Below are 17598 nucleotides of genomic sequence, written 5' to 3'. Positions count from 1 at the left end.
AGCAGTAGCAGTGGGCCAACACCGCCTTGGACCAGGCCGGATTCACCAAACGGGACGACGGAAGCGACAGCATGCCCGGCCCCGACGTTCGCCCAGCCCTCCCCGGCGGACCCGCCCCCTTGAGACCAGCCCGTCGTACTACGACCCATCCGCCGTCCCCTCGCCGCTGACCAGTAGAAAGAAGGGGTCCTTCTCTGTCCGACCACTTCCGCTTCCGTGCCCATCCCGAACATGGTTTCGTCGCCACCGCCGCACCGAGCTTCACCCCTCACCTGGCCGAGTGGTTCCTCGTCCGCGAGCAGTTCGAGCCCGTCCCCTTTTCGCCGGGCCTGTACCGGCTCACCGAGCCGGAGCGCGAGGGGCTGCGCCGTACCCGCCAGGCCGTCCACGACCTGCGCAGCCTCGGCTACAGCGTGCCGACCGACATTCGCCCCGACCCGTCCCTCTCCGCCGGCCCACCACGCCCGGCCCGGCCGAACGGGCTCCAGGAGCGCCGCAGCCGTCTCGCCCAAGCAGCAGCCGGCCGAACAACGCAGCGCGCCACACCGCCCACCACTTCCCCGCCCTCGGCCCGACCGATCCCGCCGAAGCCCGCCTACGCACCGACCGTCCACCTGACGGCCTCGGGCAGTGGACGGTCCCGATGACGCCCGCGAGCAATCCGACCCCGGACGGCTCCGTCCCGGTGACACCGGAACTCACAGACGGTGCACGCAACTTCCGGCTGCGGATGGCGGTCATCGACCGCGAGAGCGAGGCCGCGCTCGACATGACATGCGACCGCTACGGTCGCACCGTCCACGCAGGCGCCGCGGCAGCCGCACGAGCCCACCGCAACAGGGCGGCGGCGGAGGCGTACACCACACACCTCGCCCCGCACGCCGACACTCTGCTCGACGCCGCCCGCCGTGCGCTCGACGAACTGCCACCCGCCCGGCACCTGGCCGCATGGCGGGCCGTGCTGGACGGCCTGGCCGCCTCTGCCGCCGAGATCCGCCGGACCCTCGACCGGCCGGACACCCCCGGCTCCCCGGCCGAACGCGCACAGCACTCGGCCCTATGGCCGCACCTCGCCGCCTGGGCGGATCACAGCTTCATCGCCAGCGACCTCGCCGACAAGAACAAACACCACCACCACAAAGCCCCGCTGACCGACGAAGAACAGCGGATGTGGACCGAGAGGGCCCAGGCCGCGCAGAAGCGAGGCGAGCTGGAGCTGACCGAGTCGTGGTATGCCGCCGACGGGCAGCCGATCACCCTCGCCCACCTCATCGAGAACGATGACTCGACGCTGGTCGCGCTGCGAGGCGACCCGGACGCACCGGGCTGGCAGGTGATCGGGCACTACGCCCACGAATACGAGGCAGGGAAGGTACTACCTGCCCCGGTCCCGCCCGGTGTGCTGCGCGCGGACGTCTCCCGGTTCAACCGCCCGGCGCCGGTCCCGGAGGTGTCGCTGCAGGAACTCATCCGCGACGTCGTCGAAGGCCAGACCGCAGGAGACGCCTCCGAAGCTCTCCTCGGCGCCGTCCAGCGCGGCTACACCCCGGGCCCGATGGTCCGTCTCCAGGAACTCCTGGAAACAAGCAGCCAGTTCGCCAGCGCGCTGGAGACCGTGCAGGGCCGCCAGATCGCCGCCCGCCTCTCGGCGCTGGGCCGGCAGATCGAGTTCCTCACCCGCGAAGTCGAGGAGGCGGCCGAGGACCTCGGCGCGACCGTCGCCGTCCTGCCGCCGCACCGCACCCCCGTGCTGCGCGTCCGCCCGCGGCCGGCCGTGGACACCGCACCACCCACGCCGCCACCCCGCGCCATCACGCCCGCCCGCCACCGCTAAGCACCGAGAAAGCACCCGTTGTCCCTGACCGCATCCCCGGCCCCGGCCCCGCGCATCTCCTACGGCGCGGTGCTGGGCAGCCCGTACGTCGCGCGCCTCCTCGGCGGCACCCTCACCGGCCGACTTCCCAACGGCATGGCGCCCGTCGCCATCCTTCTGTTGGCCACCGCGAGCGGCAGCAGCATCGCCTTCGGCGGACTGCTCAGCGCCCTGTACGGGCTGTCCTCCGCGCTGTCCCAGCCAGTCAAGGGACGCCTCATGGACCGCCACGGCCAGAGCGCGGTACACCTTCCGGCCGCCCTGCTCAACTCGGCCCTCCTGGTGGCTCTGCCCCTGGCCGGACCGTACGGCGGACCGGGCCTCGCCACGGCCATCGTCGTCGGCGGCGGCCTGACCACGCCTCCCCTGGAGGCCGGACTCCGGGCGCTGTGGCCGAGCGTGCTGCCAGACCCCCGGCTGCGGCACGCCGCACTCGCGCTCGACACCGGCACGCAGGGCCTGCTGTACATCGTCGGCCCCCTGCTCTCCGCCGCGCTCGCCTCCGCGTACAACCCCGCCGTCGCGCTCGCCGTCACCGCAGCCCTCGGCCTGGCCGGCACCGCCGCGGTCGCCCTCGCTCCGCCGTCGCGACGCTGGCGACCCGAACCGTTCGTGGGGCAGGACGCGGCCCCGGCTCGGCAGTCGGCCACCCCTGCCGCGTTGCTGCTGTTCGTTTTCCTCACCGGCATCGGGTTCGCGATCGGAGCCATGAACGTGTGGTCCATCTCCATGGCCGAGCACCACCACCAGGACATGCTCTCAGGCATCATCCCCGCCGCGTTCTCCACCGGCGCCTTCCTCGGCGGCCTCATCTACGGAATCCGCACCTGGACCGGCACCACCACCAGGCGACTGATCATCGCCACAGCCGCGTTCCTGGCCGGGTGGCTCCCGCTCCTTGCCCTTCCTGCCCCGTATGCGGCCACCGCCGCGGTCACCGTGCCCGGTGCGTTCCTGACCATCGTGGTCGCCTGCGCCTACGTCACCACCGACGCCCTCGCCCCCGCAGGCCGCACCAGCGAGGCGTACGCGTGGCCCAGGCTCGCGATCGGCGCCGGGCAGTCCGCCGGCACCGCCCTCGCCGGACGCTTCGCCGAGCAGCCTCTCGCCAGCGCTGCGCTCCCCGCCGCCGGCGCGGCCTTCGCTCTCACCGTCCTTCTCGCCGCTCGCCGACGTCTCGGCTCCACCGGACACATGCAGTGCGGCCGGCACCGCCGCCCGCTCCGAGGCCGGCACAAGACGCCCTGATCCTGGCGCAACACCCCCACTTTCCAACCCTTTTGAGGAGATCCATTTATGGCTGTTGTTGGTACACCCGGCTATCAGAACGTGCGGAAAGGCGAGTCAGGTAGCTGCGGGGCGGTGAGGGCCCGCCCTGGAGCATGTCGGCAGTCATTGCCCATCGTTCGTGGTCCAGCCACGCACCGTTGATGTGCTGGAAGCTCCGGGCCCGCCTCGCCTTCGCCCAACACCCCACCGCTTTCCCGCCACCACCGATAGGAGATCCGCCTTGCCCGAAGCACCAGCAGAGCCGTTCATGACGATCCGGCACACCATCACCGGCGAGATCACCACCACCGGCTACAACGCCGCCGCCCGGCGGATCCTGCTCCAGGCCGGCTTCGAAGAGACGCCAGGCTGCGCCTGCCGGGCGACGGAACCCGATACGGAGCGGACGCACGGGCCTGCTCGGCAGCCGGCGAGCTGCTCGTCGCCGACCATCCCCTGCACCTGGACCGAGCCCTCGGTCGGCCGGTGAGCGCCGACGGTACGCCCCGGTTGGCCCGGTCGCCGATGTCGGCACAGTCCGTGAGCCGCTCCGAGAGCGGCCAGCCTCTCCAGCGCATCGCCAACCCCGCCCGCACCCGCACCTGTTGAAGGACCCTCGTTTTGACCACACCCGGACCGCCTACCAGTCCAGCGCGCACCAAGGGCGGCGAACTACGGGCCAAGGTGGCCCAACTGCTGGCCGACCGGCCGGCGGACACGCTCACCATCGGGGACATGGCCAGGCAGCTGGGCCACTCCCACGGCGCCGTCCGCAACGCCGCCCTCACCCTGGTGCGACGCGGCGAGGCCGACCAAAGCGGGACCGGACAACCGGAGTTCCTCGCGAACGCGAGAACCGCCGCAGCCGCGCAGACCGCTGTGATCAGCCCACCAGGCACCCACTCTCCCCGCGCCCAGCCGGCCACGGCCCGCACCACCACTCCCGCAGCAGCCACGCCCAGGCAGACCGGCCCGATCCGCCGCGCCGGGGGCCAGCTCTACCACCCCCGGGAGCTGGCCGATCTGCCCGACGTCGAGGCGTTGAATCGCCTGCGCGACGCCGACGTGCCGGTGCTGCTCTACGGCCCTCCGGGCACCGGCAAGACGAGTCTGGTCGAGGCGGCGTTCGAGGACCTGCTCACCGTCGCCGGTGACGGCGACACCACGGTCGGCGACTTGATCGGCGAGTACACACAGGACGACGCCGGCGGCTACGTCTTCCAGTACGGTCCGCTGGTCACCGCGATGACCGAGGGCCGCGCCCTGCTGATCGACGATGCCACCTTGATCTCACCGAAGGTCCTGGCGGCGCTGTATCCCGCAATGGACGGGCGCAGGCAGATCCAGGTCAAGGCCCACAAGGGCGAGACCATCAAGGCCGAGCCGGGCTTCTACGTGGTGGCGGGCCACAATCCCGGCGTCCACGGGGCGGTTTTGACGGAGGCGCTCGCGAGCCGGTTCAGCGTGCAAATCCAGATCGGCACGGACTATGACCTCGCCCTGGCCTTGAGGATCGATGCCCAGGTGGTCCGCGTCGCCCGACACCTCTCCCGCCAAGTCGAACTCGGCGAGCTGGGCTGGGCCCCCCAACTGCGAGAGCTGCTCAGCTACCAGAAAACCGAGGCCGTCCTCGGCACCAAAGCCGCGCTCGCGAACCTGGTCGGCATCGCCCCTGTGGAGGATCGCGACGCCGTCGCCGCTGCCGTCATCAAGGCCGTCGGCGTCAAGGAGGTCGCTCCCCTCACCCTCGGCAAGCAGCTCTCCGCCTCGGCCGTCCGGCAGCCCCCGGGCAGCACCGGCCCCGCGCACCGGGGCCGCTCGCGATGAGCGCCCACCACCACGTCCAGTCCCCCGCCACCACACCGGACGACGACGCCGACCTCGCGCGATGGGACGACGACGGCGCCCCGCCCGCGCAACCCCGTTCCTCCCCGCACTTGTGGCTACGCGTGGGAGCCGAACTCGGCGACCGGCTGGTCGCCCTCTCCGGCCGCCAGGACCTCCTCGTCACCTGCCGCCCCGGCACACGCAGCGGCGCACCGGCCGCATTCTTCCCCACTCTGGGCGAGGTCGAGTTCGACGCCGGCCTGTTCGCCCCGCTCCAGCCCCACGAGATCCATCCGCGGATCATGGGCGACGAGGAGCGATATCCCGCCGCCTGGGGAGTGTTCGTCCACGAGGCCGCGCACGCAGCCCACTCCATCTGGACGCAGCCTGCCGGAGCGAACCCCCGTGTCGTCGAGGCCGCGCTCCTGCTGGAGGAGAGCCGCGTCGAAGGCGCACACCTGATCACGCGGCCCACGGACCGCACGTACCTGCGCACCAGTGCCCGAACCCTGGTCATGCCCGACACCGCCCACCCCACCCTCCAAGGCATCGAGCACGCCGCCGCCGTGGCGGCCCTCGTCCTCGGCCGCCGTGACGTCGGCATCCTGGACGCCGGCGAGACCCGAGCCGTCGCCGACCTGTGCGAAAAGGTGCTGGGCGCAAACCTGCTGGCCACACTCACCCGCATCTGGACCGCAGCCCACCAGTGCGCCGACCACGACGCCACGACCATGCTCGCGCACGCGAAAGAATGGTGCGACGCTCTGGACACCGCAGCCCCCGCCCTGCCCGTGCCGGAGAACCTCACCGATCTGCTGTCCGGCGCCGTGGGGGCCGTCATGGACAGCACGGCAGCCACCGACGCCGCCGACCTCGCGGCACAGGCCGCAGCGACCAACGCCATGGCCGCACAGTCCAAAGCGCAGGCCCAGGACCGCGCCCAGCGGGCCGACCAGCGACGCAAAGCCGCCGCCACCGCCAAGTCGGTCTTCAACGCCCATGGCACCACCGTCACCCCCGACGGCACACCGGCGCCCTACGGCAACCCGGTCACCGGCACCCGCAGGCCCACCGCCGCCGAGCAGCGTGCCGCCGCGCGCCTGAGCCGCGCCCTGCGTGCCGCCGCCTACCGCGAGCGGACCGAGGAGCGGACCACCAGCCCCACCCCGCCCGGCCGCCTCAACATGCGCGCGGCCCTCGCCCGCGACGCTCAGCGCGCGGCCGGGTCGGTCCCCACCGCGGAACCGTTCACCCACACCCACCGCCGAAACACCCCCACCCCACCGCTGCGTGTGGGTATCGCCGTCGACGTCTCCGGCTCCATGCGAGCCGCCTGCGCGCCCGTCGCGTCCGCTGCCTGGATCGTGGCACGCGCAGCAGCCCTGACCGACCCCGACTCCCTTACCGCCACCATCGCCTATGACAAGCACCTGACCGCATTGACCCGACCCACCCACCGAGCACCAGAGCGCGTAACGACGTTCGATGCCAACGGCGGCCACCACAACCTCGGCGACGCCATCGACGCCCTCGACCACGGCCTCGAACTCAGCCGCCCCGGCGCCGGCCGCCTCCTCGTCATCGTCACCGACGCCCGGTACGGCAGCGACGAAACCGCTCAAGCCGTCACCCGCATCAAGCAGCTCACGACCGCCGGCTGCGCCGTACTCCAACTCACCCTCACCGCCAAGTCCCACCACTTGCCGGGGACCACCTTGCTGCACCTGCCCCAGCCCTCCAGCGCTCCCGTCGCCATCGCCACGGCGGCCACAGACGCCATCCGCAGGACACGCTGAGACGACGCAGAAGGCGGAAGCGTCCCCGAGACCACCGCCAAGCACTCCAGACCACCTCCGCAGGCCAGCCCATGTCGCGCGCCGCTGAACCCCCACCATCAGTCCGCTCGACCACACATACCCGGCCTTAACCCCTGAACTGCCCGCCACGGCAAGGAGATCACCCAGAACATGGCTGTCCGTACGACCTGGAAAATTGTCCACAGCTGTGGACACGAAGTGACGCATAACCTGTCCGACCGACCTGCCGACCGGCGCGCGGGATTCGCCCGCTGGCTCGAAGGCCGCGACTGCACCGACTGCTGGAAGGCCGCCCGCGACGCCGACACGGAATCGAAGGAGGCGTGGCTCGCCGCCAAGCGTGCCGAGGAGCAGCAGGCCGCCCGCGAGTGGGCCGAGCAGTTCGACATGCCGCAGTTGGAAGGCCCGGCCAAGGCCCTGGACTGGGGCGAGCGCTCCCGCCACCAGCTGATGACGGCCGCGCACACCGCGCTCGTCGTGGAGGGGAGTTGGGACGAGGCGGACTGGGCGGAGCTGGAGGAGAAGGCCCGCGCCATCACCGCCGCCGGATGGTGGATCGACCAGCGCGACGCAGGGGGCACTGACCTGCTCGAACTTCTCGACGCTGCAGGCGAGAACGACCGCGGTACGGAGAACCCGTTTCGCTGACGGCGGGGGAACATAGCCGGGAAACGCCGGTTAGCCAAACCGGCGTTCCTCCGGACCATTGTTCCTCCCACCCCGCCACCGATTGCGTGGAAGGAACCCATGTCCCAGCCCCCGCCCACGTCTGCCTTCGCGCCGACGCCCGACCCGCTCACCTCCGACCGGGACATCACGCACCAGCACTTCCAGGCCGGTGACACCGTCGTCGTCCTGAAGGGGGTGGCCGGCGGGGAACTGTGGGGCGACGCGATGCGCATCGTTGCCCCGTCCTGGCACACCCCGACCGACGAGGACGGCTGGCGGCTGCGTGATGCGACCGGCGGCGCCCAGTCCTACGTCACCGGCCACCCCCGCTACCTCGTACACCTCTCGCGCCGCTGCCCGGACTGCCTGATCTACCTGCGGGCCATGGAAGACGCCCTCCTGCCGCAGTACGCCGACCGCAACGAGCTGATCGACTGCGGCTGGTACACCACCACCGCCCTCAACCAGTTGGTGCACATCGCCGACGTCCGGGGGGGCCGGTGATTCCCCGCCTGCACGAGCGGACCCACACGCCGCACGACCCGCTCGCCGAGGCGCTGGGGCGGCCGGTCTCGCCTCACGAGGGCCTGACGGAGTACACGGTCGTCGCCCACTGGCCGGGCCTGGATTACTTCACCCTGGACGACGAGCAGAGGATCTGGACGTCCGTCCAGTGGGCCGAGCACCTCGAAGACCCGTATCTGGAGCAGCCGTTCGCCGCCAGCCCGGACGACGACCGGCGGGCGATCCTCCACCTTGACATCCGGCTTCACCCGGACGACCGGGAGCTGACCGGCCCCGAGTGGGCTGAAATCGCTCACCGGCTCGCGCGGGCCGCCGGCATCGAGATTCCCGGCAAGGAGCGCGGCTGCCGGTGGATTTCCGTTCAGGCGCAGCCCGGACGCCTCGATTTGATCGCCAATCTGATCAGCCTCGACGGCGCGTGGCACGCACCGCCCGCCGACATCCTGCGGCGCCTTGCGGACGAGTCGCGCCGCATCGAGCAGGACCTCCGCCTGATTCCCGTGCGCTCCGGCCCCACGGCGCGGCCCGCCCTCCGGCCGGCGCCCACGGCATCGGCCCAGCTCGCGAGCGTCCTCACGCAGCTCGCCGACGAGCACGTCGGTCCGCTGGCCACGGTCCGCGGACTCATCGAGCACACCGCGCACCGAGTCGCACGCCAGCCCGGCGCCGCCGGCACCGACACGGCGCACCGCCTGGAGCTGATCGCCCGCCGCCTCCACGCCATCCAGCAGGACCTGGACACCACCGCGGCCCACCTGGTCCAGCCCCGGGTCGCCGCCGCACCACCCGCCGCCCGGTACACCGCCCACCGATCGCCGTAGGAGAAACGTCTCCTTGCCCCGTACCGACCGCATCCTCGCCGCTTCCGCCGAACTCCTCGCCCGCGGCGGCGACTCCGAGGCGCACAGCGTCCTGCAGCGCGCCGGTTTCATCGCCGTTGTCCGCGTCCACGAGACCTACCACCGCGCCCCCACCGGCCTCACCGAGGACGGCGAGTCCGATCTCGCCATCGACGCCGTCGCCCTCCTCCGGGCCGCCGGGTACCACGTCGACTGCGACGAGGACTTCGACACTGGCTACCGGCCGGCCAGTTACCTCCCGCTGGGCTCCTCCGTAGCCCACATCGCCGAGCGCATACGCGAGGCCACCACCACGGAAGAGGCGGCCGACGCCCTGACCGAGCTGACCGCAGCCCACGACGGCATCCTCGCCGCGCTGGAGGAAGTGCTCATCGCCACCGCCGACTTCCACGACGGGCTCGGCCAGGCGGCCGACCCCTACATCGCACGGCGGTTGCGCTACCTCGTCGACGAGCACCTGCACGTCATCCGCACCGACGTCGCCCACACCCGCAACGCCCTCGCCGACCGGCACGCCCCGCACCCGGGCCGCAGCACCTGCACCGGTCAGGTCCCCGCCCCCGAACACGAACGCTCCGCTGTGTGCGCCTGCCCGCCCCCGCCGCGCACGCTCCCGGTCCCGCCGCCCCCCGTGGCCGCCGGACTGCGCCGCTGACCCTACTTCGCCCAAGGACACCATGCACGACTACGACACCTCCGAGCGCCTCGCCTCGTACGCCGACGTCCTCGCCGGCGAACTCCCCGACACCTGGACCAGCACTCACCTCCCGCCGGACGCCAAGGGCGACCTCACCGAACTCGCCGACCGCATCTGGGACTTGGGCCTGGTCGCCGCGTCCCTCGCCGAGCACCCGCTGCGGCAGGCAGCCGTCCTGAGCCGCCCCGACGGCGCCCAACTCGTCCTTGTGGACCGGCACGATGAACGCGACGGGTTCCTCCTCGCCGCCGTCGCCCCCCGCGCCCTGCCCGACGAGGCGTACCGCGCCGTCCCCGAGCCCAACGGCATCGCCCTGGCGGACGACCCGTTCCTGGGCGCCGAGCAGGTCGCCGGCGACCTGCTCACCCGCTACGACAGCGCGCTCGCCCAGGTCCGGCACAACGCCCTGGGCGGCATCCAGCCCTCCCAGCCGGACCGGGTCGTCCTGACCTGGCAGCCGGACGGCAGCGTCGCCACCGCCCCCGTCGACGACCGTGCCGGCGCGATCCTCGTCGCCCACGGCTTCGTCCAGGACCCGCAGAGCGGCATCTACCGCCTCACCGGCGACGACACCAGAGCGCAGGCGCGCGCCCTGCGCGAGCTCGGCCCGCAACTCGACGCACTCGGCATCGGCACCGCCCTCCAGCACCCCGCAGGCCGGACCGCGCCCACCTCCGCCCCAGCCTCCATGCCGCCCTCCCCGGCCGGCAGTCGTGCGCCGGCCACCAGGGCTCGATGAAGCAGACGGAGCCCGAGTTCTGGGTGCTGGAGTACATCACCATCACCAAGGACCCCCGCACCGGCCTGGTCGTCGCCATCGGCGGCACCGAGAAGGCGGCTTACATTCTCCAGCGAACCGGCGGCTTCCTCTCCGCTCCCGGACCGAGCGGGAACTACCACCGGCTTCCCCACGGCCTGCCCGTCGAGCACCAGCGCCTGAAGGCGACCGCTGCCTCGCACGCCCTGCTTGCCGCCGGTCACAGCGTCCACCTCGACCCCGCCCTGAACGCGCTGGTCACACCGGACAGCGAACACAACGCGGCCCTGCGCTTCCTCACCCAGCTCGCCGAGCGGGCCTCTGCCGCCAAGACCAGCAGTGCGGTGGCCGAGGTGCTCACCGAGATCGCCGCCCCGGTCAATGGACTGCTGCCCCTTACCAGGGAAGTGGTCGTCCGGGCCTGGATCGCTGCCAGTGCCCTCCAGGGGGCGGCCCCCGGCGAGGAACCCGAACCCCTCGCACGGCTCAGGGACACCGCGAACTCCATGAGCCAGGCCGCGTGCGTGATCCTCCACGCCCGCAACCACGCCGCCCGGGCTCCGCAGCCGGCGGCCCTCACACCGCCGCCGAGCACCGCCCATCCCTCGGCCTCCCGCCACCGTTGATCCCAGAGGGAAACACATGGCCAACCTGGCCGACGAGTACGGCACGGACGTTGAGATCTACGTCAAGACCCTGACGACCACCCTCCACGCCGACACCCCCACCGGCGCCCCCGCCCAGCTCCATGACTTGCTGGAACAGCTCGGCCTCGAACGCCACGAATACCCCACGGGCGCGCCGCTGTACATCTGACACACGGTGCCCGAACACCTTGGTGCCGACGAGCAGAAACGCCTGGCGACCCGCGCCATCCCCGCCCTGCTCCTGGCCGGGTACGAGGTCAACTGCACGCCCGACGTCTTCGAGGAAGCCACCTACCGGCAGGCCGTGCACGACATACGTGCCCGCGCGGCCCGCCCTGCCGCGCAGCCTCCGGCACCGGCCGACTCCCCCTCGCGCCCCGCACCGTCCCGGCGCACCCCGTAAGACCCCCTGGTGGCCCCGGCACCTCGCCGGGGCCACCCACCGCACCGCTCGATCCCGGAGAAACCCGTAGCAGCCCGCACACCCCCACCGATCAGCAACCGGCTCCAACCCCGACTCGCGACAGCCCTGTTCCGCCGCTACCTGTGTGCCTGCATCCCGACGGGCCCCGACCGCGCCTCGCCGCTGGCCGGCGCCCGCCCGGAGGCCGTCCTCGCCGAGACCCAGCGCGTCGGCCACCGCCACCACCACTGACCGCACCCCGCCCCGGAGGAGCATGTCCCACCCCGCCCCCTACCCGGTGAGACTGGCCGACGAGATCACCCGCCAACTGGGCCAGCTCGCCGACCACCTCTCTCAGCTTCCCCCTCCCCAGGCCGCGCAGGTCATCGCCCGCGTCCTCGACCCGGACACCGGAGTCCTCGGCGGCATCACCCACCTCGTCGCCACCGGCAGCGTGTTCGCCAAGGACCAGGCCGAACGAGGCGCACTCCCCGCAGAGGTGTGGCTCGCCCTGGGCCGTGCTTCGAACGAACTGCACGACATCACCCTCGACCTGGACGAACACAAGGACACCCTGCGGCACGTCGGCACCCAGCCCGCCACCACCGCGGCGAAGCTCCCGGCCCCCGCACCGCTCGTCGTCCGGCGGCACCGGTGAAGAAGAAGCAATGGCAGGGCTGGGGTCCAGGCGAGCAGGCCGAGCAGCACTACCTCGTCCAGCCCCGTGCCCTCTCCGGCGGCGGCGACGTCCGGCACGTCTCGGAGTTCCTGCGCGCCTCGGGCTGGCGGGACAAGTCCAAGCCGAACGGCCCGCTACTCATGGAAAGCCCCGACCGCACCGTCCGTGTCGCCTACGACCCCTACATCCTGCCCGGCGGGTGGACTATCCACGGCCAAGCGGACGGCCTGAAGGGCGCATGGACGGCGAACCTGGGCCGACAGACGCCGGTGGAGATCGTCGCCGGTATGACCGACGCCCTCACCCGCCCCCGCTCCGCCCACGCCCCCAACGTCTGGGCGCCCCTGCAGGAGCAGAACTGGCACACGCGTTCCGAGGGCGAGCACTATACGGCGACCAGCCCCGACGGCACCGCGTGGATGCAGTACCACCACAGCCCCGACGGCACGGCGATGTGGTGGACCGGAGCGAAGGACCAGCAGGGAAACGGCTGGACGGCCAACTTCACGCCCAACACCCCGATGCACCTGGTACAAGCCCTCTCGGCCGAACTCGCCAATCCCGATCCCGTGATGCGTCCGCGCGGGCGCGTGCCGCACAGCGCACAGATCCGCACCTGGTCGGTCTCCGTCAAGCCCTCCCAGCTCAGTGCGTGGCAACAGGCCCGGATCACGGCCGCCCGCGCCGCCACCTGGGCCCAGGGCAGCGCTCGAAGCACACGGCCACGCACCACCGCCCGTACCCATACCCCGGCCGGCGGTGCCCGGACCCGCCGCTGACCCGACGTACCCGTCCCAAGGAGCCCGATGCCCGCACTCACCCCGGACACCATCCACGCCGCGACCGAAACCCTGTCTGACCTCACCGACTACCTGCGCGAGAACCCTGACCCCGTGGAGGCCCTCGCCCTCGTGGAGCCCCTTCTCGATGAGTACACGGGCCTGCCCGTCCAGCTCGCCGACATCCTGCGCGCCCTCGCCCGCACCCTGCAGGAACACCTGGACACGCCGCGCACCGCACAGGTCGACCTTCTGATCACCGAGTTGCGCACGGCCGCGTGGGAGCAGGCCGACCAGCACACCCTCCACTACGTCCTGGACGACCTCCGCGACCTGTACGGCAGCACCGCCGCGAGCGAGCAGGGGGACGGCCTGTGCCGCTGAGCGAACGGCAGCTCGCCGCGTTCACCGACAAGCACGCCTGGCAGATCCCGTTCGACACCAGCCCCCGTCACCTCGCTGGCCCCGGGGATGCCCGCCACGTCACCCACGGCCTGGCCGCCGCCGGGTGGAGCGCCGTCTCCGACCCGTTGAGCGCCGAGATCGTGCTGCGCAGCCCCGACCTGCGCCACCGCCTCCAGTTCGACCCGCAGTCCACCACCTCCGCATGGTGGCGGCTGCGGGCCGAGCCCGCCGGCACCGAGCCGGGCTGGTACGCCGAGTTCGGCGAACTCGTGCCCGCCGAGGTCCTCGCCCGGTTCACCGACGCCCTCATCGCCCCGCCGCCACAACATCAGGACCCGTGGCAGCCGGTGACCTCGGCAGGGTGGCACCGCGATTCAGACGGCACAGCGCGCTCGCCAGACTCCATGTGCCACATCGAACTGCGCCCGTTGAGCGAATTCAGCCGCGGGCCGTCCTGGCACGTCGAGACCCGTGAGCCCGGCCACGGAGAGTTCCGCGGCCCGTGTATCTGGCACGCCTACTTCGACGAGAGCACCCCCGCCCGCCTCGTCGGTTCGTTCCTCACCGCGCTGGTCGACGCTAGCCCGCTCCAGCGCGGCATGTACGACCGCACCGGCCACTACAGCGCCGTGCAGGAGTCCAGCCCGCTGCGCCCGCAGCAGGTGGTCGACGCGCACACCGCGCGTATCGAGTCGCTCCGCGCCCGGGCACGCTCCGCCCGCCGGCAGCAGATGAAACCCGCACCGACCCCGGCGAAGGCCCACACCGCCCAGCCAGCGGCCCGCCGCTGAACCGACAGGACTCCTCATTTCCGCCGATCACCGCGCACACCGCGACTTCCTCCGTCACCTCGACCGCTACGTGAGCGACAGCAAGAAGATCCTCGATGCCTGGGACGCCTACTCCGACGAGCACACCGACCTCGACGGATGGCCCTACGACGACTACGCCTACGGTCTGCGCGCGAGCCAGCGCGACGCCGACACCGCCGAGGCGTTCGAATCGCTCCGTTACGGGGCCCGTCACCTGCTGGCCACAGCGGAGACGCAACTGGGCCGCCTGCCGGAAGGTACCGTGCAGAGCCGCTGGGTCTACCAGTTGGGTGTCCTGCACGCCGCCCTCGGCCGGCTCGAGCAGCTGCACGAGCAGTGGCTGGAAACCCGAGACGCCCTGCCCGCCACCGCTAAGCCCGGCACTACGGCCTTCGACGACGCCCTCGCCGAGTACCACGCCGAATCGTGGAGCTACCTCGACGACTGGGCCACCCATGGCAAGACACTCCGCGAGATCAACGCCGCTGCCCGCAGCGCCCCCTCACCTCTGGCGCCTGCACCATCGCCGGCTCCCGCGGCCGACCGGCGAACCCCGGCACGGAGGTGACCATGCCCCTGGCTCCCGAGACTGTCGAGGTCGACTTCATCGCCCCGCGCCACCTGGCCGGTGGCGGTGACCCCGCCTGGATCACTGTCCCTCTCCACCGCGCCTGCAGTGCATCCACGGCAACGACCCCCTGATGGCGCGCGTCCTGCTCTCCAGCCCGGACCAGAAAGCCCTCCTGCGCCTGGAGCCCGAACCCGACGGCCAGTGGTGGACCCTTCACCACGCTGCGGAGCCGGACCGGCCCGCGTGGTACGCGAGTTTCGGTGCCCTCACCCCGGTCGAACTGATCGCCGCTGTTACCGATGCCCTCACCGATCCAGCCGCAACCGCGAGCAGACCGTCCGATCCGTACGAGCCGCTCCAACAGATCGGCTGGTCGCCCGCCTCCGCGGACAACGGCCTCGTGTCACCCGACGGCACCGCGTACGTCCAGCGGCTGGGCAGCGCGGAGGAACCGGGCGCCTGGTTCGTCACCGCCGCACTCGGCCCGGACCGGCCTGTGTGGCAGGCCCGCTTCGGCGCGCACACTCCTGCGCGCCTGGTCGCCGCGTTCACCGCTGCGCTCGCCGATCCGAATCCCGTAGCGCGCATCGACAGCGGGCGCAGTCTCCCGTCCCGCGACCCGAACGTCGTCGCCCGGAGGACCACGGACGTGCTCGCGGTGTACGTGTCCGGGGCGCTGGAAGAACGCGTCCACTCCCTCGCTGCCCGGCACACCAACCCGCCGACGAGTCCGCTCCGCTCGCGACAGCCGCCGGCCAAGAACCACCCCAGCCGCTGATCCCACCGCCCCCGCCCGGAAGCACGTAGCCCTTGCCCCCTTCCTCCTCCAACAGCAACACGGACGGGTACGACCTCGTCCTGCGCCTCCTTCTCGGCGTGCTCGCCGTCGTCGTCCCCCTCTCCCACCTCGCCTGGCTGTCCGGCAACGTCACCGCCTACCTCACCGGCGCCGACTGGGCCCCTTACCAGCCGACAAGCGCCCTGCTCCACCCCGATCAGCTGTGGCCCAAAGCGGGAGAGACGTCCCTGCTGATCGGTGCCCGCATCGTCCCTGTTGTCCTTCTCCTGGCCCTCGGTGTGGGGGTGGGCGTCCTGTGGGCCCGGCACAAAAACCGCAGCAGCGCCCGGAAGAAGAAGATCACCGGCATGGCCAAGGCCCGGGATATCGAGCCGCTGATGGCCAAGGCGATCACCGACAAGGCCCGCTCTCTGCGCCCGAGCCTGAAGGACGCCAAGCACATCGAGGCCCGCGACACCGGCATCCTGCTCGGCAACCTGCAGGGCACCAAGCACGAGGTGCGCATGGGCTACGAGGACGTGGCCGTCGCCATCATGGCGCCCCGCTCGGGCAAGACCACCAGCCTCGCGATCCCCTCCATTCTCGCCGCGCCCGGCCCGGTCCTGCTGACCTCGAACAAAGCCGCCGGCGACGCCTTCACCGCCACCTACGACGCCCGCGCCCGCGTCGGACAGGTGTGGTCGATGGACCCGCAGCAGATCGCGCACGCCGCACGCGAGATGTGGTGGAACCCCTTGGCGGACGCCAAAACCCTGGACGGCGCCGGGCGGTTGGCCGGCCACTTCCTCGCCGCCTCGGTGGACGCGAGCCAGCAGGGCGACTTCTGGTCCAAGGCCGGATCCAACATCCTCGCCCAGCTCTTCCTCGCCGCGGCCCTCGACGACCGGCCGATCACCGACGTCATGCAGTGGCTGGCCTTCCCCGCCGACCGCACCCCGCTCGACATCCTCCGCGACCACCAATTCGCCGCCGTCGCCGCCCAGCTCAAGGGCACCGTGGAGGGACCGCCGGAAACCAGGGATGGCATCTACGAGACCGCCCGCCAGTACGCCGCCGCGCTGCTGAACAGCGAGATCGCCGCATGGGTCACCCCGCAGAAGGACACTCCTGAGTTCAAGCCGTCCGCGTTCGTGACCTCCACCGACACGCTCTTCCTGCTCAGCAAGGACGGCGGCGGCGGCGCCTCGGCGCTGATCGCTGCGTGCGCGGACTCGGTGATGCGGGCCGCGACCGCTCAGGCCGAACGCGCCGGCGGACGGCTCGACCCGCCCATGCTCGCGATCCTCGACGAGGCCGCCAACGTCTGCAAGATCAGCGACTTGCCGGACCTGTACTCGCACCTCGGGTCGCGCGGCATCATCCCGATCACCATCCTGCAGTCCTACCGCCAGGGCCAGAAAGTGTGGTCGGACGCCGGAATGGACGCCATGTGGTCCGCCTCAACCGTCAAGGTCATCGGCTCCGGGATCGACGACCCGGACTTCGCGGACAAGCTCAGCCGTTTGATCGGCGACCACGACGTCGAGACGACCTCCACCTCGCACTCGGAGTCCGGCAAGTCGACCTCGGTCAGCATGCGGCAGGAACGAATCCTGCCCGCCGACGCCATCCGCGCCCTCCCCAAGGGCACCGCCCTCTGCTTCGCCACCGGTATGAGGGCCGCCATGCTGGACCTGCGCCCGTGGTACCTGGAGCCCGGAGCGAAGGAGCTGTCCGCAGCGTCGGCCCGCGCGTCCAAGGCGATCACCGCCCGCGCCGTGGCGAAGCACGCGCCGACGCAGTCCGACTTCGGGAAGGCCGTGTGAGCGCCGTCCGGCTGCATCTGGTGCCGGTGCGCTCACGTGAGGCGAAGGACTTCGTGGGCGCCTGGCACCGCCACCACCCGCCGCCCGCAGGTCAGATCTTCACCGTCGGAGCCGCCGACGAGCCCGGCACGCTGCGCGCCGTGGCCATCGTCGGCCGGCCGGTTGCCCGACACCTTGATGACGGCACCATCCTCGAAGTCACCCGGACCGCCAGCGACGCCGCACGCAACGCCAACTCCCTGCTGTACGGAGCATCGTGGCGCGCGGCGAAAGCCCTCGGTTACCAGCGCCTGATCACCTCTACCCAGACGGGCGAGAGCGGCGCGTCCCTGTGCGGCGCGGATGGCACCTGATCGCCAGCCGCCCGCCCCGGGCCAGATGGCACACCCCCTCCCGGCCCCGGG

At 71.8% G+C, this 17598-nt stretch carries 23 protein-coding genes; all 23 read left to right on the top strand.

The window, feature by feature from the left end; all coding sequences use genetic code 11:
- The first annotated feature begins 194 nt into the window (after positions 1-194).
- Positions 195-647: a hypothetical protein gene (locus tag C6376_RS45880; RefSeq protein ID WP_107447395.1), complete on the top strand. Its 453-nt coding sequence runs from the start codon at positions 195-197 to the stop codon at positions 645-647.
- Positions 644-1834: a hypothetical protein gene (locus tag C6376_RS36950; RefSeq protein ID WP_107447394.1), complete on the top strand. Its 1191-nt coding sequence runs from the start codon at positions 644-646 to the stop codon at positions 1832-1834. The genes C6376_RS45880 and C6376_RS36950 overlap by 4 nt, the downstream gene beginning before the upstream one ends.
- An 18-nt stretch (positions 1835-1852) precedes the next feature.
- Positions 1853-3121: an MFS transporter gene (locus C6376_RS36945; RefSeq protein ID WP_107447393.1), complete on the top strand. Its 1269-nt coding sequence runs from the start codon at positions 1853-1855 to the stop codon at positions 3119-3121.
- A 289-nt stretch (positions 3122-3410) separates the two neighbouring features.
- Positions 3411-3632, top strand: a complete 222-nt coding sequence (locus C6376_RS36940; protein WP_107447392.1) for a hypothetical protein — start codon at positions 3411-3413, stop codon at positions 3630-3632.
- Positions 3633-3826: 194 nt separating this feature from the next.
- A complete protein-coding gene (locus tag C6376_RS36935; protein ID WP_173985952.1) occupies positions 3827-4969 on the top strand; it encodes an AAA family ATPase in 1143 nt (380 codons plus the stop codon).
- The gene (locus C6376_RS36930) at positions 4966-6765 is read left to right on the top strand and encodes a hypothetical protein (RefSeq protein WP_107447390.1); all 1800 of its coding nucleotides are present in this window, start codon (positions 4966-4968) and stop codon (positions 6763-6765) included. The genes C6376_RS36935 and C6376_RS36930 overlap by 4 nt, the downstream gene beginning before the upstream one ends.
- A 171-nt stretch (positions 6766-6936) precedes the next feature.
- The gene (locus tag C6376_RS36925) at positions 6937-7434 is read left to right on the top strand and encodes a hypothetical protein (protein ID WP_173985803.1); all 498 of its coding nucleotides are present in this window, start codon (positions 6937-6939) and stop codon (positions 7432-7434) included.
- Between the two features lie 99 nt (positions 7435-7533).
- On the top strand, positions 7534-7959 hold the full coding sequence (locus tag C6376_RS36920; RefSeq protein ID WP_107447388.1) for a hypothetical protein: 426 nt from the start codon (positions 7534-7536) through the stop codon (positions 7957-7959).
- Positions 7956-8801, top strand: coding sequence for a relaxase/mobilization nuclease (locus tag C6376_RS36915; protein ID WP_107447387.1), 846 nt, complete (start codon positions 7956-7958; stop codon positions 8799-8801). Before C6376_RS36920 ends, C6376_RS36915 begins: the two co-directional genes overlap by 4 nt.
- Positions 8802-8814: 13 nt before the next feature.
- Positions 8815-9495: a hypothetical protein gene (locus C6376_RS36910; RefSeq protein ID WP_173985802.1), complete on the top strand. Its 681-nt coding sequence runs from the start codon at positions 8815-8817 to the stop codon at positions 9493-9495.
- Positions 9496-9517: 22 nt separating this feature from the next.
- The gene (locus C6376_RS36905; protein WP_107447386.1) at positions 9518-10276 is read left to right on the top strand and encodes a hypothetical protein; all 759 of its coding nucleotides are present in this window, start codon (positions 9518-9520) and stop codon (positions 10274-10276) included.
- Entirely contained in the window at positions 10273-10920 is a 648-nt protein-coding gene (locus C6376_RS36900) for a hypothetical protein (protein ID WP_107447385.1), read from the top strand. Before C6376_RS36905 ends, C6376_RS36900 begins: the two co-directional genes overlap by 4 nt.
- Positions 10921-10936: 16 nt before the next feature.
- Positions 10937-11110, top strand: a complete 174-nt coding sequence (locus C6376_RS45875) for a hypothetical protein (RefSeq protein ID WP_254076223.1) — start codon at positions 10937-10939, stop codon at positions 11108-11110.
- Positions 11111-11116: 6 nt separating this feature from the next.
- Positions 11117-11344 (top strand): hypothetical protein, encoded by a 228-nt coding sequence (locus tag C6376_RS45870; protein WP_254076222.1) that lies wholly within the window; start codon positions 11117-11119, stop codon positions 11342-11344.
- A 9-nt stretch (positions 11345-11353) separates the two neighbouring features.
- Entirely contained in the window at positions 11354-11596 is a 243-nt protein-coding gene (locus C6376_RS44105) for a hypothetical protein (protein ID WP_159083373.1), read from the top strand.
- 22 nt (positions 11597-11618) lie between these two features.
- Positions 11619-12002 carry a hypothetical protein gene (locus C6376_RS36890; protein ID WP_107447384.1) on the top strand — a complete coding sequence of 128 codons (384 nt, stop codon included), beginning with the start codon at positions 11619-11621 and terminating at the stop codon, positions 12000-12002.
- Positions 11999-12802, top strand: a complete 804-nt coding sequence (locus tag C6376_RS36885; RefSeq protein ID WP_107447383.1) for a DUF317 domain-containing protein — start codon at positions 11999-12001, stop codon at positions 12800-12802. Before C6376_RS36890 ends, C6376_RS36885 begins: the two co-directional genes overlap by 4 nt.
- Positions 12803-12829: 27 nt before the next feature.
- Complete coding sequence (locus tag C6376_RS36880) at positions 12830-13186, top strand: hypothetical protein (RefSeq protein ID WP_107447382.1); 357 nt, start codon at positions 12830-12832, stop codon at positions 13184-13186.
- Entirely contained in the window at positions 13177-13998 is an 822-nt protein-coding gene (locus C6376_RS36875; protein ID WP_107447381.1) for a DUF317 domain-containing protein, read from the top strand. The genes C6376_RS36880 and C6376_RS36875 overlap by 10 nt, the downstream gene beginning before the upstream one ends.
- Before the next feature lie 70 nt (positions 13999-14068).
- The gene (locus C6376_RS36870; protein ID WP_173985801.1) at positions 14069-14587 is read left to right on the top strand and encodes a hypothetical protein; all 519 of its coding nucleotides are present in this window, start codon (positions 14069-14071) and stop codon (positions 14585-14587) included.
- A 133-nt stretch (positions 14588-14720) separates the two neighbouring features.
- A complete protein-coding gene (locus tag C6376_RS36865; protein WP_367881070.1) occupies positions 14721-15368 on the top strand; it encodes a DUF317 domain-containing protein in 648 nt (215 codons plus the stop codon).
- Positions 15369-15400: 32 nt separating this feature from the next.
- Entirely contained in the window at positions 15401-17194 is a 1794-nt protein-coding gene (locus C6376_RS36860) for a type IV secretory system conjugative DNA transfer family protein (protein ID WP_107447379.1), read from the top strand.
- The gene (locus tag C6376_RS36855) at positions 17191-17547 is read left to right on the top strand and encodes an XF1762 family protein (protein WP_254076221.1); all 357 of its coding nucleotides are present in this window, start codon (positions 17191-17193) and stop codon (positions 17545-17547) included. The genes C6376_RS36860 and C6376_RS36855 overlap by 4 nt, the downstream gene beginning before the upstream one ends.
- Positions 17548-17598: the final 51 nt, after the last annotated feature.

This window comes from Streptomyces sp. P3 (assembly GCF_003032475.1).
Classification (GTDB): domain Bacteria; phylum Actinomycetota; class Actinomycetes; order Streptomycetales; family Streptomycetaceae; genus Streptomyces.
The sequence above is the reverse complement of the archived record's forward strand: the minus strand, read 5'-3'. Positions and strand labels throughout refer to the sequence as shown.